This is a genomic window from Actinoplanes sp. NPDC026623 (genome assembly GCF_040638275.1).
Taxonomy (GTDB): domain Bacteria; phylum Actinomycetota; class Actinomycetes; order Mycobacteriales; family Micromonosporaceae; genus Actinoplanes.
This window is the reverse complement of sequence record NZ_JBEZXZ010000049.1, coordinates 24,855-49,101: the sequence shown is the minus strand read 5'-3', so window position 1 is coordinate 49,101 and position 24,247 is coordinate 24,855. Positions and strand designations below refer to the sequence as shown.

Below are 24,247 nucleotides of genomic sequence, written 5' to 3'. Positions count from 1 at the left end.
AACCAGGTCTCCCGCTACCACCTGGTCATGGACGCCATCAACAACGCCAAACGACTACCCCGCGGCGCCACCGAACTCAAAGCCTGGTGCGCCGCGCAACTCGCCCGGCACCAGGCGTACATCGTCGAACACCTCGAGGACATGCCGGAGGTCCGCGACTGGACCCTCGCCGACCGTCCATGATCCGGCCCGTTCGGTCGTCATCCTGGAGTCTCCCCTGAGATCGAGATCCGCCGTTACGAGGTTGGGCCAGCGGCTGCCGGTCAGCGTGAAGTCCCGGGCGAAGGCGTGGGTGCGCGGTCAGCCATCGCCGTACGGCGGGAGTTTTGCAGGTGGAGGCGTTGTCCAGCACCACATGCACGTCGAGGTCGGTGTGGCCTTGTCGACGCGACGAACGGGGGGATCACGATGCCATCCTCAGTTGCCCTCGACGACTTCGAGGCGGTTCTGTTCGATCTCGACGGGGTTCTGACCAGCACCCGTTCCGTTCATGCGGCGGCCTGGAAGCGGACGTTCGATGACTTCCTGCGCACCTGGAGCGCCGGGCACGGCACCGGCGGCGGGTTCGACGAGCGGACCGACTACGCCGCCTACGTCGACGGCAAGCCCCGTCAGGAAGGCGTGCGCGGTTTCCTGGCATCGCGCGGGATCGAGCTTCCGGAGGGCACCGCCGACTCTCCGCCGGAGGAGGTGTCGGTGTGGGGACTGGGCAACCGAAAGCAACTGCTCGTCGAGGACCAGCTGGAGCGAACCGGTGTGGAGGTCTTCCCGGGGTCCATCGCCTGGGTACGGGAGTTGCGCGAGGCCGGGCTCAAGACCGCGGTGGTGTCGAGCAGCCGCAACTGTGAGCGGGTGCTGGCGAACGCGGGCATCACCAACCTGTTCGACACCTGGGTTGACGGTGAGACGACGCTGGCGCTGCACCTGCAGGGCAAGCCGGCGCCGGACGGTTTCCTGGAAGCCGCCCGCCGGCTCGGTGTCTCGCCGGAGCGGGCGGTTGTGGTCGAGGATGCCATCGTGGGCGTCATGGCCGGCTGGGCCGGCGAGTTCGGGCTCGTCGTCGGGGTGGACCGGGACGGGCACCGGGATGAACTGGCCGCTCACGGCGCCGACATCGTGGTCACGGACCTCGGCGAACTGCTCGCCGCGTCCACCGACAAGGTGCACCGGGCCGGCCCGCGGGTCCACCGATTACTGGCCGCGGCACGGCGGATCATTGCGGCCACGGGAGACTACCCGACCGACCCCTGGCGCATGGTCGAGCGCGCCTACAACCCCGACTTCGTCGCGCAGACCGAGACGCTGTTCGCGGTATCGAACGGATTTCTCGGTATCCGGGCCTCGTTCGAGGAGGGGCAGCCGTCTTATCGACCAGCGACCCTGCTCAACGGCTTCCACGAGACCTGGCCGATCGTGTATCCGGAGGCGGCACACGGGTTCGCGACCACCGGTCAGACGATCGTGCCGGTCCCCGACGGCACCACGATCCGTCTGTTCGTCGACGACGACCCGGTGAGCTGCGAGTCGACGGAGGTCCGGGAATTCGAACGGGCCCTGGACATGCGGCGGGGCGTCTTGGAGCGCTCAGTGGTGTACCAACTGGCGGATGGTCGGCGGTTCCGGCTGCGTACCACCCGGTTCGTGTCGCTGGCCCAGCGGCATCTGGCGTGTATTCGATACGAGCTGACCGCTCTCGACGCACCCGGACACCTGACGCTCTCCTCCGAACTGGTCACACCTCAGTCGGCGGTCGAGGGATCGACAAATGATCCGAGACAGACCCGGGCGCTCACCGACGTACTGCAGCCCGACGTCGAAAGTGTCGAGGATGTTCGGGTCATCCGGACCTATCGAACGTCGCGCAGCGGACTCGTGGTCGCCGCCGGGATGGACCACGAATGCGACCAGAGTGTGATCACACACGTACGCACCACGCTCGACGCCGGCCGCGCCCATGTCGTGTTCGAAGTCCACGCCCGGCCGGGGCAGACCGCCACCCTGACCAAATGGCTGGCCTATCACTACGACGCTGCAGACGCGACGGACCTGTCCAACCGCGCCGGGCTGACGCTGTACCGGGCCCGGGCCGTCGGCTACGCGGCCGCACTAGCCGAACACGAGCGTCAGATCGGCGATTTCTGGGCCCGCAGCGACGTCGTTTGGGAGGGTCGGCCCGCCGCGCAGCAGGCCCTGCACTTCAACCTGTTCAGCGTCATGCAGGCGGCACTGCGCAGCGAGGGATACGGGGTGCCGGCAAAGGGTCTGACCGGCACCGGCTACGAGGGCCACTATTTCTGGGACACCGAGGCGTATGTGCTGCCGTTCCTGATCCACACCACGCCGGCCGTGGCCCGTAGCCTGCTCATGCACCGCGTGCGGATGCTCCCGGACGCCCGTCGCCGGGCGCGCGAGGTGGGCTGCGCCGGGGCGTTGTTCCCGTGGCGCACCATCAATGGCGACGAGGCCTCGGCCTACTACGCGGCGGGCACCGCCCAGTACCACATCGACGCCGACATCGCCTACGCCCTGGACCAGTACGTCCGCGTGACCGGCGACACCGACATGCTGTTCAGACATGGCGTCGAGATCCTGGTCGAGACGGCGCGCATGTGGAAAGACCTGGGATTCATCTCCGAGCGCCACGGCGGCCGGTTCGTGATCGACAAGGCGACCGGACCGGACGAGTACAACACGGTCGTGGACAACAACCTGTTCACCAATCTCATGGCAGCCGAGAACCTGAGAATCGCCGCGGACGCCGTGGAGCGGGTGCGGAGCGAATCCCCACCGGACTACCGCCGGCTGGTCGATCGCACGGGACTGGATGACGCTGAGGTGGCGACCTGGCGCCATGCCGCCGAGCAGATATACATCCCGTACGACGAGCAAGCAGGCGTCCATCTTCAGGACGACGGCTTCCTCGACCGGGCACCATGGGACTTCGCCGGGACACCTCCGGATCGGTACCCGCTCCTGCTTCACTACCATCCGCTCGTCATCTACCGCCACCAGGTGATCAAACAGGCCGACGTCATCTTCGCCACCGTTCTCCTGCCCGATCGTTTCACCGCGCAGGAGCGGAGACGGATCTTTGACTACTACGACCCGCTGACCACGGGCGACTCGTCACTGTCCGAATGCATCCAGGCGATCGCGGCCGCGGATGTCGGCAAGTACCGCAGCGCGGAGGAATACCTCATCGATGCCGCGGCGGTGGACATGGCCGACACCGCCGGCAATCTGCGAGACGGCGTCCACGTCGCGTCCGCCGGCGGCACCTGGATGGCACTTGTGTACGCGTTCGCTGGATATCGCTGGCGCACGCAACGGCCGCAGTTCTCCCCGATGCTGCCCACGCGCGCCCGTCGCCTGCGCTTCCCGCTGCAGATCCGCGGATCGCTGCTCGAGGTGGACATCGAAGAGCATCTCGTCACCTACTCCATACGAAACGGGGGCCCGGTGACAGCGCAGCACAACGGCCGGGAGTTCACCGTCACCGCGAGCTCGCCCGTGTCCTTCCCCGGCGACTACCGCACGCACGACGCCGGACCAGGCTCCGCGGACCACACGGTGGTGTAAGCGTCAGGGGGCGGGAACCTCAGGACCGGACGCAGGGCCGTAATCGGGCGATCTTCGTCCCGCTCGTACCCGTTGGCAGCCGGGCGAGGCGGCCGTCTGAGGATAGAATAGTAGGGTTTGGGGCGGTATAGCCCTATCGCCTGCCTCGATCCGGGAGTTCCGATGGCGACCGATCCCGAGCCGTTCATGCTCACCCCGGCACGGATGGCCAGACTCCCGCAAGGCCTGCGCGGCCTCGGGGATGGAGTACATGTCGCCGCCGATCGCCACCGGCTTCGCACCGAAGGCGCGGGTGAAGATCACGAACGCGTGTTCGCCGCCGGCAGCGGTCGGCTTCAGCGTCAGACCTGTGGCACCGTGTTGCCGCCAGAAGGACTGCAGGGCGGCGCCTCCGGAGTCGGGCGCGTCCATCACCAGCTCGAGCGAGGCGGCGCCGGGCAGGCGGCGGCGGCTGACCTGGTCGGAGATCCAGGTGAAGTCCGCGCCGGTGAGCCGATCGCCCTGCGCCCCCAACGCGCCAGCCACGTCGGCGAGCATGTCGCCGTACCGCTGGATCTCGGTGGTGATCGCGCGCCCGAGCTCGCTGCTGTAGCGATCCATGAGCTGCGCCGCGTTACGCCGTTCGTCGCTGCGCTCGGCGAGCCGGGACGCGGATGTGCCCAGGCAGAAGACCACCAGGACGGGAGCGGCACCGACCCAGCGCCGTCGTCGATTCGACCCCCCAGCATGTCAGCCGCACCGCACCCTGATCGGCGAAAGACTCCCCAGACGTGAGGTTTCTCGCCAACCACGCGATCGCACCCGTTCCGCCTCGCGTCGCGAAGCCCCTGGACTGGCCTGCGCCTTCCCCACTGGCCGAATGCGATGGGAGGTGTGCCGTGCCTGATCAACGCAGGTGGAACGGGCGCTTCGCCTGGGATCGGTTCACCGGGCCCGCGCGGCCCTGGGGTTGACGACAGGCTCAGCGCAGACCGACCACCCGGTTCTCGGCGGAGGCCGGGCCGTCGGTGGAGTAGACGATGACCGCTCCGGGGGCCGCGGTGAACCTGACGGGCGGGAGGCTGGCGAGCTGCCGGTCGTCGCGGGCGGCGAGTACGACCGGCAACGCCGTGAGGGTGGTACCGGGCACCGGTGATGTGTGTACGGGGACCAGGCCGGTGGTGATGAAGGAGTGGATCCACGTGTGGGTCGGGTCGTGGACGCAGACGACGCCGGCGGCCAACACGATGCCCGAGCGGCCGCACGCCGCGACCTCCCCCGCTGCCTGGCGGGTGGCCCCGGACCGCGTGTCGATCAGAACGGGCTTGTCGGACAGGGTCCACGGATACCCGAGGCCGTGTCCGGGTAGGTCGTCCAGCTCTGTCGGTGCCGTGCTGAGCCGGCCGGTGGCGACGTCGAGCAGCTGGCTGCGCTCCCCCTTCGCGGTGGGATGGATCAGCACGAGTGAGCCGTCGGGCGCCACCGTGAACCGGACGTTCAGGTTCCTCAGGTTGACCACCGGCAGCCGCGACTCGCGCATTTGTCGGCCCGACGCGGCGTCGAGCGTCAGGAAGCGCAGCTCAGGGGCCGCGCCGCGGACGTGTTCGTCGCCGCAGGCGACGGCGATCAGGACGGTGTCGGCCCCGGTGGTCAGCGATTTGGGCTCGTAGCGGTCGCACCCGTCCGGCGGCTGCCAGGACCAGACCCGCGAACCGGTCGAGGCGGACCACGCCCCCATACTGTGGTGCCGCAGCGACTGGCCGAAGATCATGGCGTTGGAAACCAGCGACTGCCCGCGCCGCCAGAACATCTCGTCGTCCGCAAAGGTCGCACGCACCCTGCCGGACATCGCGTCGAGCACGACCAGATGATCGGTTCTGCTGTCGTCGTTCGACGAAACGAACGAGACCACGACGGTACGCCCGTCCGGACTCGTCCCCGTCCACCTCGTCTGCGCGTGCTGCCGCCGGTATGACCACCGCACCCGGCCGTCGCCACCCTCGAGTGCGATGACGCCGTCGGAGACGCGGACCACCGCGCCGGCGCCGGCGGCCACGACGTCCTCGATCGTCCCCGGCACCGGCGTGGACCAGGCCACCGCGGTCACCGACGCGGGAACCGCCGCGACCGCCGCGACGCTGTCTGTGGTCGTGGCTCATCAACGGGCTGGCCGGTCCCCTGGCGGTGATCGGGCTGGCGCTGCTGGTGCTCGCCTGGATCGAACGCCACTGGGCGCTGCTGGCGTACACCCTCGCCTTTCTGGCGATCGGGATGGTGCAGGGCAACCGCATCATTCACTCGTCGTCGCCGTGGTTCTTCCTGCCTTACCTGCTCGTCCCGGCGGCGGTGCTGCTACTGGGCGCCGGCGCCTTCGCCCTGTTCCGGCCGAGCGCCGAGGCTCGCGCGTAATGACCGATCACCCCGCCAACGGCCTCGACGACGTCGTCCACCAGCGCGTCCGGCTCGGCATCATGACCATCACCCACCAGGCCCGCCAGGTCGAGTTCGGCTTCCTGCGCACCACCCTGCAGCTGACCGCCGGCAACCTCGGGCAGCACCTGACCGTCCTGGAGAAGGCCGAGCTGATCCAGATCGAGAAGGGCTACGAAGGCAAACGCCCACGCACCTGGGTCACCCTCACCGCCGCAGGGCAGGCCGCCCTGCGCGACGAGGTCGCCCGCCTCAAGCAACTTATCCAGCAGGTCGAACAGCCAGAAACGCAGCCGACCGCCGACCGGTGACCGGCGGGCGGCCGACGCGCGGACGGGCCCTGCGCACCAGACCAGGCGTTTCACGTCCCGTCACGGGTCGTACTAGGCGACGGTCACGGCGATCGTGTGCCAGCCCGTCGCCCCGTCGGGGAACGGTGTGACACGCCGCTCCGGCTGGACCGCACCGGTCCTGTCCGTTGCGCGCACGGACAGCGAATGCAGACCCGCGGCGGCCTTCCAGGTGTGACGCCACTGCACCCAGGTGTCGGTGGACGGCACCGGCAGGAGCTCGGCCGGCGTCCACGGCCCGTCGTCGATCCTGATCTCCACGGCCGCGATGCCGCGACCCTGGGCCCAGGCCACCCCGGCCACCGTCGTCGACCCGGCCGGCACCTTGGCCAGCGGCCGGGGCCTGTCGATTCGGGAGGCGGTCTTGACCGGTCCCCGGGCGGACCAGCCGCGCTCGACCCAGTACGCGTCGAAGTTGTCGAATGTGGTCAGTTCCAGCTCGGTGAGCCACTTGCAGGCGCCGGCGTAGCCGTACAGCCCGGGGGTGAGCATTCGCACCGGGAAACCGTGCGTGAGCGGCAGGGGTTCGCCGTTCATGCCGACCACGAGCATCGCGTCGCGCCCGTCGAGCACGGTCGCGACCGGCGTGCCGATCGTCATGCCCTCGACCGAGCGCGCCACCAGTTGATCCGCGCCAGGCCGCACGCCGATCTCCCGCAGCAACGGCGCGAGCGGCACGCCGAGCCAGCGCGCGGTGCCGATGTAGGGCCCGCCGACCTCGTTGGAGACGCAGTTGAGCGTGATGTCCCGCTCGATCAGCGGCCGGCTGAGCAGATCCTCGAAGGACAGCCGCAGTTCCTTGCCGACCATCCCATGGATGCGCAACGACCAGGTGTCGAGGTCGATCCGCGGCACGGTGAGCGCGGTGTCGACCCGGTAGAAATCCTTGTTCGCGGTGACGAATCCGGGCGCGATCCCCGCAGGCAGCGGCGTGGCCGGATCGGCGGCGGCGGGCAGGACCAGCGACGCCCGGGTCCGGTTCGCGGCACCACCGCGAACGCTCTTCACCCATTCCGCGCCGCCCTCCGCCACCAGGCCCGCACCCGCGACGAGCACCGCAGCCCGCAGAAAAACCCGACGATCAAAGGCCTTCCCGGGTACGCCCGGAGCCTCATCGACCGCAGTCGCCATGGTCGGCCGCTCGCCCGCACCGTCGGTGGCGCTGTCCGCCGCTACCCCTGTGCCACCACGGCGCAGCAGCCACCACAACGCCGTTCCCGCCAGAACGGCGCCGAGCACCGTGGGGAGGGCGTCGAACGCGGTGGCGGCCGGACGGGACAGGGCGGCCGCCGTGCCCGCGACGCCGAAGATCAGGGCCCCGATCGGCACGGCGAGCCGGTGGCGCAGTCCGGCGATCCCGACCGCGGCCGTGAACAGTGCCAGGACCAGCCCGATGCCGGCGAGCAGGGCCGGTTTGTCGTTGGTGCCCAACTCCCGGACGGCGAATTCCTTGACCGGGGTGGGCGTGGCGTCGATGATCGCGCCGCCGACCGCGATGAGCGGTGCCGCGCCGGGCCGGGTCGCGGCCGCGAAGAGTTCCGCGACCGCGACCCCGAAGCCCGCGGCGATGACTCCGGAGGCGGCGCCTCGGACGATGTGTCGCATGGGCCGACCTCCTTCACCGGTGAGCCGAAACTGCTGAGTGGTTGGAGAGGAGCGAGATCAGCTCTTCGGCATCAGGACCGAGTCGATGATGTAGACGGTGGCGTTGGAGGTCTGCACGTTGCCGCAGACCACCGAGGCGGTGTCGTTGACCTTGAAGTCCTCGCCGCTGCCGGTGACCGTCAGGTCGTCGCCCTGCAGGGTCTTGTGGGTGCCGGCCAACTCGGCGGGCGTGAGCCTGCCGGAGACGACGTGGTAGGTCAGGATGCTGGTCAGCGTCTTCTTGTCGGCCAGCACCTTCTTGAGGTCGGCCGGCGGGATCTTGGCGAACGCGTCGTTGGTCGGCGCGAAGACGGTGATCGCGTCGGCCGAGTTGAGCGTGTCGACCAGGCCGGCCTCCTTGACCGCGGTGACCAGGGTGGACAGCATCGGGTTGCCGGAGGCCGCGGTGGCCACCGGGACCTGAGCCATCGCCTGGAAGCTGCCCGCGTCCGACGGGTCGGTCGGCACCGCGGCACACCCGGCGCCGAAGGTGGCCATCGCGTCCGTCGCCGACATGGCCGGGCTGGGCGCGGCGGTCATGGCCGGCGCCGCGGCGGCGCTGTCGTCGGACGAGGCGTCACTTCCGCACGCGGCCAGGGAGATCGAGAAGAGGGTGGCGGCGGCCAGGGCGGTGAGCTTCATTGCACGCATGGGGTTCGTCCCTTTCGAAGGTGTGCTTACACCATCTATTCGGGACGAACCCCGCGGCGGATTGGTGGAACCTCAAACAAGTTTGACGTCGGCCTTCATCGGCAGCGTCGGGGTGGTGGCGGCGTTGTCCGGCTCGACGGTCACGCCCACGTCGGTGACGCCCGGCAGGCCCTCGACGAGCTGCACCACCGCGGTCTGGCCGGGGATCATCCTGCCGACCGGCTCCGGTGCGCCGCCGGGACGGATGGTCCAGAGCTGGAACACCCGCCCGCTGCTCGGCGCGCCATCCGCATCCAGCACGATCACCCCGGCGTCGTGCAGCCGTGACGACGCCACGGTCACCCGGCCGCCGTCCGCCAGCGTCTCCTCGTGCGTGACCAGGTCGGGGGCGGTCAGGATCGCCCGCACCCGCGCCTCACTGGCCCGAGCCGCCGCGGCGATGCCCTGCTCACGGCGTACCCGATGGTCCTGCACCTGATAGACGGCCGTGCCCGCACCCACCGCCGCGACCACGACGGCGGCCGCGGCCGTCAACCGCCGCAGGCGGGAAGCGTCCCGCCGGGCCTTGGCCGGTGCGGCCGGGGAGAGCTGCCGGGTGCGGCCGATCGCGGTCATGACCTCGTCACGCAGGCCCGGCGGGGGCACCGACCAGGCGCCGTCGGCCAGCCGGGCGGAGGCCGCGCGCAGCTCGTCCACCTCCACCCGGCAGTTCTCGCACTCCCGCAGGTGGCGGTCGAAGGCGGCCCGTTCCACGTCGTCGACCGCATCCAGCGCGTACGCTCCGACCAGCGCATGAATGTCCGTGGTCATGCCGTCACCTCCACGCCCAGGCAGTCCCGCAACCTGATCAGACCGTCCCGCATCCGGGACTTCACGGTAGGCAGTGACGCGTTGAGCAACTCGGCCACCTGCGGATACGAATAGCCCTGGTAGTAGGCGAGGGTGACGGCCTGGCGTTGCAGCTCGGTGAGATCGTCGAGGCAGTGTCGCACCTGCTGGCGCTCCAGCCTGCCGGAGACCTCGTCGAGCACCGAGTCGTACGGCGTGTCGATCGAGGCCGCGCCGACCTTGAGGTTGCGATCGGTCGCCGCCTGCTCGGACCGGACCCGGTCCACGGCGCGGCGGTGCGCGATGGTGAAGACCCACGAGGTCGCCGAGCCGCGCGCCGGGTCGAACCGCGCAGCCGTGCGCCACACCTCGACCAGCACCTCCTGGGCGACCTCCTCGGCCAGCCCCGGGTCCCGCAGTACCCGCCGGATCAGGCCGTAGACCCGCGGCGCGACCAGGTCGTAGAGCCGGCCGAAGGCCTTCTCGTCACCGCGCGCGACGGAACGCAGCAACTCGCCCGCGTCGGGCGGCGGCTTGGGCACCGCCGCCAGATGGTCCGGGCGGCGTGCACTGCTACCGCGCTCCGTCATGAGTCCCGCCTCTCACCGATCACGTCATACGACCCTGATTCGGCGCCGAGGCCGCACCGGATGGGCGCGTTGTCGACCTTTTCGCTATTTCCAGAACGCTACGCGATGACAGCCGCAACGAGGCGCTCTACCTCTTCTTGGGCTTCGGCTTCGGTGACTTGAGCTTCGGCGACTTGAGCTTCGGCGGAGATTTGGGCTTTGCGTTTCCTCCCGCTGCGGGCTTTGCCGTGCGTCGGCTTACCACCGACACTGCGCCGGTCCGCCTCGGGGCGGGCGGCGCGGTGCCGGTTTTGGGGTCCGGCTGTTGTGAGGTGATCCCCGGCACAGGGCTCGACGGGGCATGTGTGTCCGGGCAGGCGCCGGAGGTGCACGCCGGCGGGGCAGCGGCAGGCGCCGGCGGCCCCGCCGACGGGTCGGCCAGGGCCCACCAGCCGCCCAGCGCCAGTAGCGCCGCCGACGCGCCGGCAACGGCCATCGCCCGGCGGGAACGACGAATGCCCATCCCGGAGAGGGCGATGGTCGGCTCGGCCGCGGTCAGCAGCAGCGTCGACGGCGGCAGGCCGGCGATCTCGCCGAGTACCTCCGCCACCACGATCGACGAGGGTCGCCCGCCGGGCTCCTTCGTCAGACAGCGTGCCACCAGCCGGGTGACCTCGGGGGGCAGTCCGGGCACGGCCGGCATCGGTGCCGGGCTCGCGTACGCGTGCGCCTTCAGCATCTGCGTGACGGTCGAGGCGTTCCACGGCATCTGCCCGGACAGCGAGCGGTAGAGCAGCAGACCGAGGGCGTAGACGTCGGTGGCCGGGCGGACCGGGGACCCACTGATCCGTTCCGGCGCGAGGTAGGCGGGCGTGCCGAGCAGCTGACCGTCGCGGCCGTCGCGCTCGCCCACGGCGGCCGAGATGCCGAAGTCGACGAGCTTCACGCCGGTCGTGGTCACCATGATGTTGGCCGGCTTGACGTCGTGATGCACGATCCCGGCGCCGTGCGAGGCCGCGAGCGCGGCACCGACCTGTGCGCCGATCAGCACCGCCAGCCGCCACGGCAGTGCTCCGGCGGTCAGCATGTCGGCGAGGGAACGGCCGTCGACAAGTTCCATGACAACGTACGAGAGCGTGCGACCGGCGTCGGCAAACTCGCCGTAGTCGAAGACGGCCACCACGTTGGCGTGCCGCAGTCCGGCGGCCGCCCGTGCCTCGGCGCGGATCTGCCGCCGAAGTTCCGCATCGTCGGCGAGGGCCGCCGACAGCACTTTGACCGCCACCTCCCGGCCCAGGACGATGTCATCTGCTCGCCAGACCACCGACATGCCGCCCTGTCCCAGCCGCTCGAGCAGTCGGTAACGGCCCGCGATCAATCGCCCGCTCTCCACGAGATTGCTGTGCCCCGACAGCTGCCACCGAAACGGCAATAACCCGCTCGGCGAGGAACCTGCCCAGTCCGTGGCTGTAATGATCGCCCAATGCCTTTCGTCGTCGATGTCTGCGTTGTCTTTCACGCCCGCCAAGGCCTGCCGTCGCCGGTCAGGGCCGCTGCTGGGCAGCAGCGGCTCGTTCCCGGCGGGGGCGTCGAGGTGGCCCTGCGAGCGGGGTGTAGCCGCACGCGCTACCTGCCCAGCGTCTGATCCCGGACCGGTCTTCGGCGGCAGAAGCGGAGATCCAACAACCGTTCAGACCCACGGTTGGGGGCGAGGACGGCGGATCGCGGCGGTAGGGGAAGATGCCGGGATGCGCCGACCCGTCATCACCTCTGCCGCCCTGGTTATGGGGGTCGGTGCCCTGTCGTCCTGCGGCATCGGCGGGGCGTCGTCGAGCCGTCACCGCGCCCCGCCCTCGCGTCTGCCACGCCGGCGGTCAGCGACGCGCCCGGAACCGTCCGGCTCTACAGCAAGGGCGACAAGACGGTATCCGTCGTCTTCGACGTGCGCGGCGAGGGCCGGGCGGACATCACGTACACCCTGCACACCGGCGACAAACCGACCCACCGGACGGTGGCGGTACCGTGGACCCACACATTCCAGGTGGCGCTCACCGAGCCCGTTCCGTCGCCCACGCTGATCGCCCGGAACACCGATCCGGCCGGCACAATCGAGTGCCAGATAACGACCACCCAGCTCGCGTTCTCCGGGAGCAGGCCGGAGCCTGGCGCCGAGGCCAGGTGCTCCGTCAAGGTGTCAGCGGACAGTTAGCGCGGGCGGATCGCGGCAGTCCGGACGGCCGCCCGGGGTGACAATCACCCGAACTTCGTCCATTGCCCTTCAGAGACCACCTCGACGGAGCCGTCGACGACCTTGATCGCCGTCTGTTCGTCGATGGCGAAGGCCGGGACGCCGATGTCGGCAGCCCACCGCTCGGCGTCAGCCGGGGTGTTCGTGGGGAAGAGGTTCAGGTGCGGGAAGATCGAGAAGTCGACGACTCCCAGCGCCCGGTCGTCCGGCGCCGACGGCCACTCGACGAAGTGGGCCCCGATCCGGGGCGTCATCACCATGCTTCCCGCGCTCACCCCCACCCAGACGGTGTCGGGCAGCGATGGCAGCAGATCGGCCAGCCCGGACTCCCGCATCCAGTGACACAGGTACGTCGCGTCGCCGCCGTCGACCAGCAGCACGTCAGCCTCCCGTACCCAGGGAACCCACCGCTCCGCGCCGATGCTGGGCAGCGCGGTGAGTTCGAGAACACCGAGCGAAGCCCAGCCCAGGCCGGACAGGTACTGCCAATCGGGCGCGGGGTCGGCGGCCACGAAGCCCCGCACCGATGCCGGACCGCACATCGGGTGACCCCACTGTGCTGTCGGGACGCAGAGAGCGCGGCACTCGGAGACCGGCTTACCGAGAAGCTGCACAAGTGCTGAGTGGATGCTTGGGTTCGTGACGCCGCCCGAGGTAAGCAGGAGCTTCAAGGTCCCTCCAGGATCGCGCGCGGGTGGTGGATCTGCCTGATGGGTCAGGAGACCGAACCGGACTTATCGTAGTTCGGACGGCCGCTTTTCGGAGGTCCCTCAGATCGCCGGAACGGATGCCCCACCCGGTCGCACCTGGCACAGCACCCGCACCCGATCGAGGCACACGGGACGGTCCCGTCGCGACGACCGGTCAGGGCACCAGCGCACGGGCGCGCGCTCTCGGCGTCGGCGCTCCTATGACCGCGTCGGCGTGACCTCGACGTCCGCGGCGTGCAGTGACTCACCGCAGTGCGAGCAGCGGATCTCCGCCGTGGTCAGGTGGTCGCACAGGCGGTGGTGGATCAGGGCGGGCGGTCCGGTCCGCGAGGTCGTCCAGGTGTCTCCCCAGGCGCTGATGGCCAGCAGGATGTCGCACAGCTGCCAACCCTTGTCGGTGAGGACGTAGTCGAATCGCTCGGGCCGCCCGGTGTAGGGGTGCTTGACGAGGATCTCGTCGCCGGCCAGGCGGTTCAGGCGTACGGCCAGGACTTTGCGCGATACGCCGAGACGGGCGTGCAGCGCCTCGAAGCGGGTGATGCCGATGAACAGGTCGCGCAGGATCAGCGCGGTCCATGGCTCGCCCAGCACGGCCATGGTGCGGGCGATCGAACAGTCGATGGTCTCAAACGACGTACGCGGCGGCACGGCCTCACTCCAATGGGTATCTCGAAGATACTCACTCAGTCTACGATGGGTATCTTCAAGAGACTGTGGGGGATGCCATGCCGACCGTGCCGTCCGACGAGGAGTTTCTGGCATACAACCAGGGCGTCATCGAGGAGTTCCGCACCAACCACGGCGTCGTCAGCCAGCCGCCGTTCCCGGTCCTGCTGCTGACCACGACCGGAGCACGCACCGGACGCCGCACGACGGTGCCGCTCGGCTTCGGCGTCGACGAGGACGGCCGGGTCTTCGTGGTCGCGTCCAAGGCCGGCGCCCCCAGGCATCCGGCGTGGTTTCACAACCTGCGGGTCAATCCGTCGGTGACGGTGGAGCTGGGCGAACAGTCCTTCCAGGCCCGGGCCGTGGTGACGGCGGGAGAGGAACGCGACCGGCTCTACCGCAGGGTCGCCGGAGACGGTAACCAGTACGAGAAGAACACCGAAAGGGTCTTCCCCGTTGTCGTGCTGGACGGCGTTTCAGCCCCGCCCACATAGGCACGGCGCGTGTAGGTGCCGAGTCGCGCCTCGTTCGTTGGCGAGAGCGGTCTTCGCGGGCACTCGGTGCCGCATCCGGGCAGGCGCCGGTCAGCACCGCGGCCGGGCCGCGGCGCACAGCCGGCCCGCCGCCACGGTGGCGATCCGCCGGGTTTCGTCCAAGGTCGTGCCGGAGCGCGGGGCGACGCGCGTGACCAGGTCGCCGACGCGCACGTACGCGACCTGCTCGACGGTGCCCTCGCCGACCGGCTCACCGGTGGCCGCGTGGTGCGCGGCGACGTCGTGCCTCACCACCAAGGAGTCGTCGCCGGCGAAGCCCTCGGCGGTGATCGACCAGCGGTGCGTGGCGCGTACCCGGATCGTCTTACCGCTCTTGGCCTCCACGTCTCCGGTCATGGTGAGCCCGTCGCAGGAGGTCACCGCCGACCGCAGGTCGCGCAGGAAGCCGTCCGCGTCCGGCGCGGCGAAGCGGTACACCTGCTGCGCCACGACGAACGGCCGGTCCGGACGATTCTCCTGCGTACCGAGCAGATGGGTTATGCCGCGGGAGTACCGCGGCGTCTGAGTGGGCAGTGTGCCGTCGCGTTGTGCCGCGCAGGCCATGAATTCCGGGATCCAGACGGGCTGGAGCGCGTCGACGCCGTCGTCCTGGTTGTCCGGGCCGGCCTTGACATCGCGGGCGGTCAGAAGCACGGACCGCGGGATCTCCACCGGCGCCGCGATCGACGGTTGCATGGTCGGCGCCGTCGGCGTCAACGGCACCGTCGGCGGCCGCTGGCCGGGCGCGGCGAACGCCGCCACGCCGACCGCCACCGCGGCCACGGCTCCGGCGGCCACCGCAACCGTTCGCCGGCGGCGACTACGCACCCGGCGCCTCAACTCCTCGGCGGTCGACCACCGGACGGCGGCGAGGTCCGTGGTCACGCTGCTCATCAGGTCGCGCAGGTCAGACATCAGCCGACTCCGTCGGGTCAATGGACAGCAGAGGGGCGAGCGCGGCGCGGCCGCGGTGCAGGCGGGCCTTGACGGTGCCGACTGCGACGCCGGTTTCCCGGGCCACGTCGGCCACGGGCATGCCGAGCAGGTAGTGCATGGCGATGGTGATGCGCTGCTCGTCCGGCAGCCGGCGCAGGGCCTGCACCACGGCCACCGAGGTGACGCTCGGCTCCGGGACGGGGTCGTCCGGGCCGTGACGGAGGTAGGCCCGGGTGCGGTTGCGCACCCGCCGCCACCGGGACACCGCGATCCGATAGGCCACCGTTCGCAGCCACGCATCCGGATCGTCGTACCGGTCGACGGTGGACCAGTGCTGCCAGGCCTTCATGTACGCCTCCTGCACCACGTCCTGCGCGTCGGACTGGTCATTGGTGAGCAGGTACACGAAACCGAGCAGCCGCTGACGGCCATTGGCATAGAACTCGTCGAACCCGGCGGCGTCCGGCATGCATCCCCCGTTGGCTTGTACATAGGAACACGCCCGGCGGCGGTCCAAGGTTGCCGCCACCTCGGGCGGTCGTTGCGCCACCGGCAACCCCTACGCGACCGTCCTGCCCGCCATCGCCCTCGACGCCGCCGGCATGACCGCCTGTCGACAGTTCATCAAGCCTGGCCGGGTCGTTGTCGGTGAACACTTGCAGGTGATGGTCGAGCGAAGCGGGACGGGTGTGCACCTGGCCCATAGCACAGTGGGGATGGCGTCATCGGTACTGACTTTCATCGAGCCGCATTGATCTAATGGTGGCATCGTGCACCAATCTTGATCGCGAGGTATCGATGAGCAAGTCCCGTGCGGTTCCACCCCTGCTGTCGCGGATAGTGGCCATCGGCGCTGCCGCGGCAGCGCTCCTGCTGCCCCCGGCGCTCACCGGACCGGCCAGCGCCGCCCCGGCCGCACCGGCCGGGTCCGGCGCCACCACCGATCCGGGCTATTACCTCGTGACCTCCACCGACCGGCAGCCTGCGGTGCTGGCCCACATGCTGGAGCGTGCGGGTTTCGACGTTCTCGAAGGTCCGCTGGACCACGGTGTGCCGGTCCTGGCGGACGCAGCCGCCGTCGCCCGGCTGCAGCACCGCGGCCTGAGCGTGCAGTACACCGGCCCGCTGTACCAGCCGGTGCCCTCCTCCCTGGTCGCCGACCCGAACACCTTCTACGGGGGTTACCACACCACCGTCGGGCACGAGGCGCACAACAGGCAGGTCTCCACCGCGCACCCCGACCTGGCCAAGCTCTTCACGATCGGCCAGTCCTGGCTGAAGACCCAAGGCCGCGGCGGGCACGACATCCAGGCGCTGTGCATCACGAAGATCCAGCAGGGTGACTGCGAGCTGAACAACACCGGCCGCAAGCCGAAGTTCACCCTCATGTCGCAGATGCACGCGCGTGAACTGGCCACCGGCGAATTGTCGTACCGGTGGATCGACCACCTGATCAACAACTACGGCACCGACAGTGCCGTCACCGCGCTGCTGAACAGCACCGAGCTGTGGGTCATCCCGATCGCCAACCCCGACGGCGTCGACATCGTCGCCTCGAACTCCACCCGGCCGGTCGCCCAGCGCAAGAACGCCCACGACAACGGCTGCTCCGGCACGGGCCGCGGCGTGGACCTGAACCGCAACTCCGGCTACCACTGGGACGTCAATCAGGGCACCAAGTGCACCGAGACGTACCCCGGCGCGGGCGCGGCAAGCGAACCGGAGACCCAGGGCATCCAGAACTTCCTCGCCAAGATCTACCGGGACACCAAGCCGGCAGCCGACTTCAGCGCGGCCAGCACGTCGACGACCGGCGCCTTCATCACCGTGCACAGCTACTCGCAACTGGACATCTACCCGTACGGCTGGACCAACAAGCTGGCGCCGAACAACAACGACTTGAAAGCGATCGCCGACGCGATGGGCCGGGCGAACCACTACGACGTGGTCCACGGCGACGGTGGCCTGGACTACTTCGCCCCGGGTGCCACCGATGACTGGATCTACGGGCAACTGGGTGTACCGGGTTACACCATCGAGGTGGGTCCGGGCAGCGGCAGCTGCGGGGGCTTCTTCCCGACGTACTCCTGTATCAACAGCTTCTGGCAGCTCAACCTGCCGGCATATCTGGCCACCGCCAGAGCTGCCGCCGCACCGTATCCGACCGGCCACTGAATTCGGCCCACCGCCCCGGCGTCGGTCGACAGCCGGGCCTTGCGACGGGCGCTGCGCATCTCGGCGCCCGTCGCAGGACCGGGCCCGCGGCACAGCAGACAACCCGATCGTCGCCCGCGCCTTGCGCCGAGCCGATTCCGCAGTCGGGTGCCGACCGCCACGAGAAGTCGGTCACCGATCGCGACGGCACGTCGCCTGCCGGCGCGCCCCGCAGGCGACGAATGAACGAGCGCGGCTTGTTGCGGCGCTTCTCGGCAGCGGCGCACACCCCCTACGACGCGAGCCACCCTGGCATGATCGCCATTCGTGGGTGAACGGTTCAAGAAGCGTTTCCTGGTCCTCCACGACTACGGTATGGGTGGTTTGTGGTGGTGGGTTCGGGCCCGCTCCGAGTTGGAGCTCGCGCAGACGTTCGCAGAGGTGGAGGTCATCACCGATCCCGACGTGCTGGCACGATTTCCCGACGGGGAGCTTCCCGAGGTCGACATCGATGCCACGGTCATGCCGGCCGGTCTGGACGATCTGCGTGAACAGCGGCGTGCGCAGCGCGATCGACCCGGGTTCGGGGCTTTCGCCGGACGCGAGGCCGTCTTTCTGCGGCGCCGGTGGGACGAGGCCGAGGAGACCGAGCCGCAGATCTACTACGAGCACCTCGGGCCGGACGGGCGCCGGCTGAGACAGGTCGAGATGTACGCCGATGGGACCGCGGTCAGGGCCGGGCCCGAGGACTGGCCGTTCAATCCGCCGTATGACCTTTACGATCCTGACCTGGCGCAGTGGGAGATCGGTGCGGAGGAGTTCGAGCAGGTGTGGCGGCGGGCCCGCCGCGAAGGCCAACCCGGCTGATCTCATCCGCGACGCCGGGCAGCCGGCGTCAGCCGCGGGTGCGGGTGATGTAGAGCAGTGCGGTGTCGTCGTTGTGCCGGCCGACGTCCTGCTGGATGGCCGCGAGAAGCGCATCGATGTAGGCGACCGGGTCGTGAATCGTCGGGAGGCCGCCGGCGAGGTCGACGAAGCGTTCTTCGCCCAGCCGGGTGCCGTCGGCGGCGAAGCCTTCGAAGGCGCCGTCGGTGTAGAGCAGCAGCCCGGCCTGGGGCGGGAGAGCGATGGCGGTCTCGTACCAGCGGCCGCGGCCGGGGAACATGCCGAGGCTCAGGCCGTTGCGGACGTCGGCCTGCCGGGCGCCGTCGGGGGTGATGATCAGCGGCGGCGGGTGTCCCGCGCTGGTGAGCACGACCTCGTCGCGGTCGGCCTCGATGCGGGCGCCGAGGACGGTGGCGAACATGCCGTCGTGAGGTCGTTCGGCGACAAGGACGTCTTCGAGCAGCCGCATACGCTGGGTTTTCGGAACGCCGGCCAGGGCCAGGGTGCGCCAGCCGACCCTGAGGGCGACGCCCATGGCGGCTTCGTCGGGGCCGCTGCCGCACACATCGCCGATGACCGCGTGTACCGCACCGTCGGCAGTTTCGACAACGTCGTAGAAGTCGCCGCCGAGCAGAGTTCGTTGACGACCGGGCAGGTACCGGCTGACCAGGCAGATCGTGGGGTCGACGAGGATCGGTTTGGGGAGCAGGCCCCGTTGCAGGCGGGTATTCTCGTTGGCCTGCAGCCGGCTGTCACGCAGGCCCTGTTCGGCGTTCTGGGCTCGTTTGCGGTGGATCGCGTACCGGACGGTCCGGCCGAGTACGGCATCGTCGATCTGGCCTTTGACCAGGTAGTCCTGCGCTCCAGCCGCGACGGCGGCTCCAGCGGTGGCGTCGTCGTCGAGGCCGGTCAGCACCAGCACGGCGGTCTGCGGCCACCGGTTGAGGACCTGACGCAACGCATCGAGTCCATTGCCGTCGGGCAAATGCAGGTCGAGCAGCACGCCGTCGGGGCGATAGTCGGAGTTGAGGGCCCCGCGCAGCGTGCTGACCACGTCAAGGCGAGCCGCGACGTCGCTGTCCGTCAGATACTCGCGGACCAGCAGCGCCTCGCCGGGGTCGTCCTCGATGAGCAGCAGGGTGTAACCGGCCGAAAGCTGGTCGGTCCCGTCCGCGTGCGGCCGCCCCGCAGCGCGGTGCTGCGGCATCGCACCTGTGCGGCGGACGCCGGTCATCGATGCCCTCGCTGGGCGCCGGTCGCGGCATGCTCGATCAGCGTCGTATCACCCATCGTCCCACCATCCACCGACCGGGCCGGTATGCCCCAGCCCGGCGGCAATGATCGAGGCCGTTTTACCGCCTCGGGTCTATCACCGAGGTGACAATTTCCCCCGGCCTCGGCGCTCCAAACCCGCTCCTGAGGTGGGGCGGCCCACGATGAAGACCGGGCGGGTCGGCACGAGCTCAGAACTCGCTTCGGCCTGCGGGGATGCATACTGGTCGCTTCGGTGAGGTGGATCAGGGACGATGAGAAGATCTGAACAGGAACGGCTGCAGGTTGCTCTGGACGCCGCCGGTATGGGGACCTTCGTCTGGTATGCCCGCGAGGATCGGACCGAGCCGGACGCCCGAATGCTGGAGCTGTTCGCGCTGCCGACGGGCGGTGTGCTGTCACTCGCCTCAGCACTGACGTCGATGATCCATCCGGCGGACCGGCAACGATACGGCGCTGCGGTCGCCGCCGCGCTCGACCCGGCCGGAGAGCATCTGCTGAGCCAGGAGATGCGCGTCAACCGCGGCGACGGCTCCTACCGATGGGTCCTGGTCACCGCCCGCGCCTACTTCGAAGGCGAACCGCCGGAGCCGGATCGACTGGTCGGTGTCGCCGCCGACATCACCCAGCGGCACGAGATCGAACAGCGCCGCGCCTTTCTGCTCGAGCTGTCCGACCGGATGCGGCCGCTGACCGATCCGGTCGCGGTGCAGGCCGTCGCCGTCGAGGCGCTCGGGGCCCGGCTGTCGGCGACCCGCGCGATGTACCTGGAGGTCACCGCCGGCCCGGTCGGCGACATTTACACCGTCGAGCAGGACTACCACGAACCGGGAACGGCAAGCGCGGTCGGCCGCTACCGGGCCGACGACTTCGGCGCCACCCTGTTCGACGAACTCCGCGCCGGTCGAACCCTGGCCGTGGCCGACACCGCGGACGATCCCCGGCTCACCGCCGAGGAACGGGCGAGCCATCAGCGGATGGGGGTCGTCGCGTACGCCGCGGTTCCGCTCATCAAGGACGGCCGGCATGTCGCGACGCTCGTGCTGCACCAGAGCACGGTCCGTCGTTGGGGCGACGACGATCTCGCCTTGCTCGAGGAGACGGCCGAGCGTACGTGGGCGGCGGTCGAGCGGGCGCGGGCCGAAGCCGCTCTGCGCGAGAGCGAGGCTCAGTTCCGGCAGGTGGTCGAGGCCACACCCCAGCTGATCTGGGTGGCACGGGCCGATGGCTCGCTCGAGATGCGCAACGACAGCTGGTCGGCGATCGCCGGCGCCGAAGCCTCCACGGACCGCGAGCTGCTGGTCCCGGCCGTGCACCCCGACGACCGTGACGACTTCCTGGACAGCTGGGACTCCTGCCGGGCGACCGGCGCCCGCTTCGATCGGGAAGCCCGGCTCCGTCACCGCGGCGGTGACTACCGCTGGTACCTCATCCGGGTCACCGCCTTCCTCAACGGAACCGGCACCGTGGCCAAGTGGTTCGGCATGGCCGCCGACATCGACGAACGGCGCCGGGCCGACAAACTCGCCCTCGCCGAACAGATCGAGGCCCGCGACCGCGAGCACCGTGTCGCCCTGCAGTTGCAGCGGGCCCTGCTGCCGACCGGCACGCTGGTCCGGGACGGTGTCGACATCGCTGCCCGGTACGAGGCCGGAAGTAGCACCCTGGAGGTCGGTGGCGACTGGTACGACACCTTCGAGCTGCCCGATGCGAGCATCGCGCTCACGCTGGGGGACGTCGCCGGGCACGGGCTCGCCGCCGCCACCGCGATGGGCAAGATGCGTGTCGCCATGAGCGCGCTGGCCCCGCACGCCACCGGGCCGGGCGCCCTGCTCTCGAACCTCGACGGCTTCGCCGCCAGCAGCGATGGCATCGACTTCGCGACCGCCTGCTACGTCGTCTTCGACCCGGCGACCCGGCAGCTGCGGCACGCGTCCGCCGGGCACCCCCCGATGCTGGTGGTCACCACCGACGGCCGCGCCCGCTGGCTCACCAAGGGCGGCTCGGCCCCGATCACCGGCAAGGACGCCGGCGAGCGGCCCGACGCCACCGAAACCCTCGAACCCGGCGCATTGCTGCTGCTCTACTCCGACGGCCTGATCGAACGCCGCGGCGAGCCTCTCACCACCGGGCTTGACCGGCTCGAACAAGCCGCGGTCGAGCTGCGCAGCGGCTCGGCCGCGGAGATCTGCGACGGCCTGTTCACGGCCCTCGGAGTGGCCGAGCAGCGCAGCGACGACGTCGTCATCCTCTGCCTGCGGGCACCCGCGCACCCGACCGCCGATTTCCGCACAACGCTGGCGGCCGACGAGCGGGAACTGTCCCGGCTGCGCCGCTCCCTGCAGACCTGGCGCCGCACGACCCAGCCCAGCGACGCCGGCGAGACCGACATGCTGCTCGCAGTCAACGAGGCCTGCGCCAACGCGATCGAACACGCCTACCGTGGCCGGGAGCCCGGACCCGTCGAAGTCACCGTCCGGTCCGACGCCGACGGGTCTTACCTGGCAACCGTCCGTGACTTCGGCCGGTGGCAGCCGCTGACCAGGTCGGCGGCTTATCGAGGGCGGGGCCTGAACATCATCCGTAGACTCAGTGACGGCTTCGAGCGCCGTTCCACCCCGAACGGCACGCTTGTCCGATTCCGGCTGCCGGCGAGAGGAACCCCCACATGACCGACCCGTTGGCGCAGGTCGAGACGACGCACGATGCGGACCGGCCAGTGGTACGCATTCGCGGCGAGGTCGACATGGCCAACGCGGACACGGTCGGCGACCAGATCCGGGCAGCCACCGATCCATCCCATGACCTCGACCTCGACCTCAGCACCGTCACGTTCTTCGACAGCAGCGCCCTGCGCATGCTGCACCGGCTGTCCGACGCATTCGACCAGGCCGGTGGCCGGCTCACCGTCGTCATTGCACCGGACAGCATCGTCGGCCGGCTGCTGGCCATCACCCACATGGACACCTACCTGCACCTGCGCGAGGAACCAACCCCCTGAAAGCTGGTCGGCCCTCGCCGGGGGAAGCGATCGACTCTGCCCATCGGTTGGATCAGTGCGCGCGGATACCCCCGCAGGCTCGCGCAACAGTGCTCGTGGCGCAGGGCCGGATCACTGGGGGTACGCGATAGTGCTTCTGACCTCGGTCAGGACAAGGGCGGCCCGGCGGAAGGGTTCCAGGTTCCACCGCCGCGGCCGATGCGACGACCCGGCGCAAAGGATCAGCGAGTGGTCCGGAGAAGTGCCATGACCGCGTATCCGAGTAGCAGCAGGCCGATGCCTGGCCCGACCACCTGTCCCGCCGGAGCGAAGGAGGTAAGTTCGGCGATCAGTCCAGCCAGCGCGACGAGGCACACCGCTGCTGCGAGCGGCCTCAGCAGTGGGTCACCAAGCAGGGACGCCAACGGCACGAAGTGGACACCGACCACCGCGCCGACCAGTACCGGAACGAGTTCCGACCACCCGGTGGACGCCAGCAGCAGGGCGCCGAGTCCGGCGGCGGCCATCTCCGCGCCGACGATCAACAGGTATTTGCGATCGGCGGCCACGTCCCGTGGAACCTTTTTGACGTTGCGAGTGTGCGCGGTTACGACGGCGCCGGCCACCGCCGCCAGCAGGGCCGCGACGCTACCTATCGCGAGCAGCGTTGCGAACGGCTGCTCAACCTTGGGCACGCTGAACCAGATGATCGAGAAGACGCCGAGATAGAGCGCGGTGAGTCCTGCCTGCCACCGGGCGTTGGTAGGTGTTTCTACCACTGATCGCTCCCTGAACTGCCGTGGCCACCGAGCAGTAGCCCCAGATGCATCTTTATGGGTCGTTGGTGGGTCCTTGGTCGAACCGATCCGCCGGCCCAGCGGGCTCTCTCGGCGCACGCCGTCAGCGTTGCTGGGGACGCGGCCGAAGCGGATCTTGAGGCCGCCTCGCCAGTGTGAGCGGGGGACGGGATCATCGGTACCTGCTGAGGATCCGAGTGCGCGCACCGGGATCTTTAAGCCCGCCCCCCCCGTAGCCGCGCGGTTCCTGTTGAAGGTCGCTCGAACCGGCTCACTGGTGCCTGACCGTAGCCCGCGGGTATGACACAAGCAGCGCGCTGCCCACAGACATCGCCTCCATCTGGCTCCGCACGGCGGTTGGCAGCGCCAACGCTACATAGGACGTTCGTGTTCGTGGCGCCGGTGGTGGCATCGGCGAAACGGTGATCCCGCGTCGCTTCGTGCCGGCGCGGCCACCAGGTAGGACATCGGCCGACGGTCCTCGCCTACGCGGGCGATACGCTGCTCACCGCGGGCGGCCCCTACGACGCCGGGCAGGTCCGCGACTTTCCCGGCAGCGGCCTGCCAGACCTGGCGACCTACGCCGTAGCGACAACCTCGGCAGCGCGATGATGCTGCTCCTGCTCGTACCGATAGCCACCGCGGCGATCGGCTGCACCGGCGCCGGCTTCGCCGCTCGGCCGCATCGCGAGGGTCAGCCAGGAGTCCAGTGACGCTCCGTCATCATGACGGGCGTAGCGCCCCAGACCTGGTGCCGTTTGCCGAGATCGGTGCAGGTCGACGCACCGGCTGGCGATCCTCCTGGACCTGTCCGCGTTTCCGCCGTGGCACCTGCTTCAGTCCAGGCCCCACCAGCCGATGCCGATCCCAGACGGTTCTGAGCTCGAAAATCGTCCACCAGTCCTCGGCATCGAGCACCAGGAAGACAAAAGCACGCGACGGCGGTCAGCACGCCACCGATCCCGACGATGGCAGGGACAACGAGCCAAACCGAAACAGAGGCGAGCACCGTCAGGCCTGCGTAGGTGGCAATGAT

23 protein-coding genes and 2 pseudogenes are annotated in these 24,247 nt (G+C 69.7%); 10 read left to right on the top strand and 15 right to left on the bottom strand.

The window, feature by feature from the left end; all coding sequences use genetic code 11:
* On the top strand, positions 1 to 183 hold a 183-nt coding region (locus tag AB0F10_RS17250), incomplete at its 5' end, for a hypothetical protein (RefSeq protein WP_360625185.1).
* Positions 184 to 237: 54 nt separating this feature from the next.
* On the opposite strand, the pseudogene AB0F10_RS17245 reads toward AB0F10_RS17250, so the two are convergent.
* A pseudogene (locus AB0F10_RS17245) lies at positions 238 to 370 on the bottom strand (IS630 family transposase); the annotation flags it as partial.
* A 38-nt stretch (positions 371 to 408) separates the two neighbouring features.
* On the opposite strand from AB0F10_RS17245, the pseudogene AB0F10_RS17240 reads away from it, so the two are divergent.
* Both AB0F10_RS17240 and AB0F10_RS17235 read left to right on the top strand, forming a co-directional pair.
* Positions 409 to 1,143: pseudogene (locus tag AB0F10_RS17240) on the top strand (beta-phosphoglucomutase family hydrolase); the annotation flags it as partial.
* Between the two features lie 111 nt (positions 1,144 to 1,254).
* Positions 1,255 to 3,579: a glycosyl hydrolase family 65 protein gene (locus AB0F10_RS17235; RefSeq protein WP_360625188.1), complete on the top strand. Its 2,325-nt coding sequence runs from the start codon at positions 1,255 to 1,257 to the stop codon at positions 3,577 to 3,579.
* Positions 3,580 to 3,582: 3 nt separating this feature from the next.
* Here AB0F10_RS17235 and AB0F10_RS17230 read toward each other — a convergent pair whose 3' ends face one another.
* Complete coding sequence (locus AB0F10_RS17230) at positions 3,583 to 4,254, bottom strand: CHASE domain-containing protein (RefSeq protein WP_360625182.1); 672 nt, start codon at positions 4,252 to 4,254, stop codon at positions 3,583 to 3,585.
* A gap of 286 nt (positions 4,255 to 4,540) precedes the next feature.
* A complete protein-coding gene (locus AB0F10_RS17225) occupies positions 4,541 to 5,665 on the bottom strand; it encodes a hypothetical protein (RefSeq protein ID WP_360625179.1) in 1,125 nt (374 codons plus the stop codon).
* Positions 5,666 to 5,742: 77 nt separating this feature from the next.
* On the opposite strand from AB0F10_RS17225, the gene AB0F10_RS17220 reads away from it, so the two are divergent.
* Both AB0F10_RS17220 and AB0F10_RS17215 read left to right on the top strand, forming a co-directional pair.
* Positions 5,743 to 5,967: a hypothetical protein gene (locus tag AB0F10_RS17220; RefSeq protein WP_360625176.1), complete on the top strand. Its 225-nt coding sequence runs from the start codon at positions 5,743 to 5,745 to the stop codon at positions 5,965 to 5,967.
* A complete protein-coding gene (locus AB0F10_RS17215) occupies positions 5,967 to 6,299 on the top strand; it encodes a transcriptional regulator (RefSeq protein WP_360625173.1) in 333 nt (110 codons plus the stop codon). Before AB0F10_RS17220 ends, AB0F10_RS17215 begins: the two co-directional genes overlap by 1 nt.
* A 72-nt stretch (positions 6,300 to 6,371) precedes the next feature.
* On the opposite strand, the gene AB0F10_RS17210 is transcribed toward AB0F10_RS17215, so the two are convergent.
* The 8 genes from AB0F10_RS17210 to AB0F10_RS17175 form a co-directional block, all read right to left on the bottom strand.
* A complete protein-coding gene (locus AB0F10_RS17210) occupies positions 6,372 to 7,943 on the bottom strand; it encodes a molybdopterin-dependent oxidoreductase (RefSeq protein ID WP_360625170.1) in 1,572 nt (523 codons plus the stop codon).
* 57 nt (positions 7,944 to 8,000) lie between these two features.
* Complete coding sequence (locus tag AB0F10_RS17205) at positions 8,001 to 8,633, bottom strand: fasciclin domain-containing protein (RefSeq protein WP_360625167.1); 633 nt, start codon at positions 8,631 to 8,633, stop codon at positions 8,001 to 8,003.
* Between the two features lie 72 nt (positions 8,634 to 8,705).
* Positions 8,706 to 9,443, bottom strand: coding sequence for an anti-sigma factor (locus AB0F10_RS17200; protein WP_360625164.1), 738 nt, complete (start codon positions 9,441 to 9,443; stop codon positions 8,706 to 8,708).
* Complete coding sequence (locus AB0F10_RS17195) at positions 9,440 to 10,051, bottom strand: sigma-70 family RNA polymerase sigma factor (protein WP_360625162.1); 612 nt, start codon at positions 10,049 to 10,051, stop codon at positions 9,440 to 9,442. The genes AB0F10_RS17200 and AB0F10_RS17195 overlap by 4 nt, the downstream gene beginning before the upstream one ends.
* A gap of 127 nt (positions 10,052 to 10,178) precedes the next feature.
* Positions 10,179 to 11,423, bottom strand: a complete 1,245-nt coding sequence (locus AB0F10_RS17190; RefSeq protein WP_360625159.1) for a serine/threonine-protein kinase — start codon at positions 11,421 to 11,423, stop codon at positions 10,179 to 10,181.
* Positions 11,424 to 11,932: 509 nt separating this feature from the next.
* Entirely contained in the window at positions 11,933 to 12,220 is a 288-nt protein-coding gene (locus AB0F10_RS17185) for a hypothetical protein (RefSeq protein WP_360625156.1), read from the bottom strand.
* A 63-nt stretch (positions 12,221 to 12,283) separates the two neighbouring features.
* Positions 12,284 to 12,949: a Type 1 glutamine amidotransferase-like domain-containing protein gene (locus tag AB0F10_RS17180; protein WP_360625153.1), complete on the bottom strand. Its 666-nt coding sequence runs from the start codon at positions 12,947 to 12,949 to the stop codon at positions 12,284 to 12,286.
* 237 nt (positions 12,950 to 13,186) lie between these two features.
* Positions 13,187 to 13,636, bottom strand: coding sequence for a helix-turn-helix domain-containing protein (locus AB0F10_RS17175; RefSeq protein WP_360625150.1), 450 nt, complete (start codon positions 13,634 to 13,636; stop codon positions 13,187 to 13,189).
* Between the two features lie 77 nt (positions 13,637 to 13,713).
* Here AB0F10_RS17175 and AB0F10_RS17170 point away from each other — a divergent pair, with 77 nt between their 5' ends.
* Complete coding sequence (locus tag AB0F10_RS17170; protein WP_360625147.1) at positions 13,714 to 14,148, top strand: nitroreductase/quinone reductase family protein; 435 nt, start codon at positions 13,714 to 13,716, stop codon at positions 14,146 to 14,148.
* A 90-nt stretch (positions 14,149 to 14,238) separates the two neighbouring features.
* Here the strand turns inward: AB0F10_RS17170 and AB0F10_RS17165 are convergent, their stop codons facing one another.
* Positions 14,239 to 15,102: a hypothetical protein gene (locus AB0F10_RS17165; RefSeq protein WP_360625144.1), complete on the bottom strand. Its 864-nt coding sequence runs from the start codon at positions 15,100 to 15,102 to the stop codon at positions 14,239 to 14,241.
* Positions 15,095 to 15,592 carry a SigE family RNA polymerase sigma factor gene (locus AB0F10_RS17160; protein ID WP_360625141.1) on the bottom strand — a complete coding sequence of 166 codons (498 nt, stop codon included), beginning with the start codon at positions 15,590 to 15,592 and terminating at the stop codon, positions 15,095 to 15,097. Before AB0F10_RS17160 ends, AB0F10_RS17165 begins: the two co-directional genes overlap by 8 nt.
* Positions 15,593 to 15,921: 329 nt before the next feature.
* On the opposite strand from AB0F10_RS17160, the gene AB0F10_RS17155 reads away from it, so the two are divergent.
* The gene (locus AB0F10_RS17155; RefSeq protein ID WP_360625138.1) at positions 15,922 to 17,298 is read left to right on the top strand and encodes a M14 family zinc carboxypeptidase; all 1,377 of its coding nucleotides are present in this window, start codon (positions 15,922 to 15,924) and stop codon (positions 17,296 to 17,298) included.
* Between the two features lie 420 nt (positions 17,299 to 17,718).
* Complete coding sequence (locus AB0F10_RS17150; RefSeq protein ID WP_360625135.1) at positions 17,719 to 18,144, top strand: hypothetical protein; 426 nt, start codon at positions 17,719 to 17,721, stop codon at positions 18,142 to 18,144.
* 28 nt (positions 18,145 to 18,172) lie between these two features.
* On the opposite strand, the gene AB0F10_RS17145 is transcribed toward AB0F10_RS17150, so the two are convergent.
* Positions 18,173 to 19,369, bottom strand: coding sequence for a fused response regulator/phosphatase (locus tag AB0F10_RS17145; RefSeq protein WP_360625132.1), 1,197 nt, complete (start codon positions 19,367 to 19,369; stop codon positions 18,173 to 18,175).
* A 319-nt stretch (positions 19,370 to 19,688) separates the two neighbouring features.
* Between AB0F10_RS17145 and AB0F10_RS17140 the strand changes: the two genes are divergently transcribed.
* Together AB0F10_RS17140 and AB0F10_RS17135 are read left to right on the top strand one after the other, a co-directional pair.
* A complete protein-coding gene (locus AB0F10_RS17140; RefSeq protein WP_360625128.1) occupies positions 19,689 to 22,106 on the top strand; it encodes a SpoIIE family protein phosphatase in 2,418 nt (805 codons plus the stop codon).
* Positions 22,103 to 22,435, top strand: coding sequence for an STAS domain-containing protein (locus tag AB0F10_RS17135; RefSeq protein ID WP_360625125.1), 333 nt, complete (start codon positions 22,103 to 22,105; stop codon positions 22,433 to 22,435). The genes AB0F10_RS17140 and AB0F10_RS17135 overlap by 4 nt, the downstream gene beginning before the upstream one ends.
* A 221-nt stretch (positions 22,436 to 22,656) precedes the next feature.
* Here the strand turns inward: AB0F10_RS17135 and AB0F10_RS17130 are convergent, their stop codons facing one another.
* Positions 22,657 to 23,193, bottom strand: coding sequence for a hypothetical protein (locus AB0F10_RS17130; RefSeq protein WP_360625123.1), 537 nt, complete (start codon positions 23,191 to 23,193; stop codon positions 22,657 to 22,659).
* Positions 23,194 to 24,247 lie beyond the last annotated feature (1,054 nt).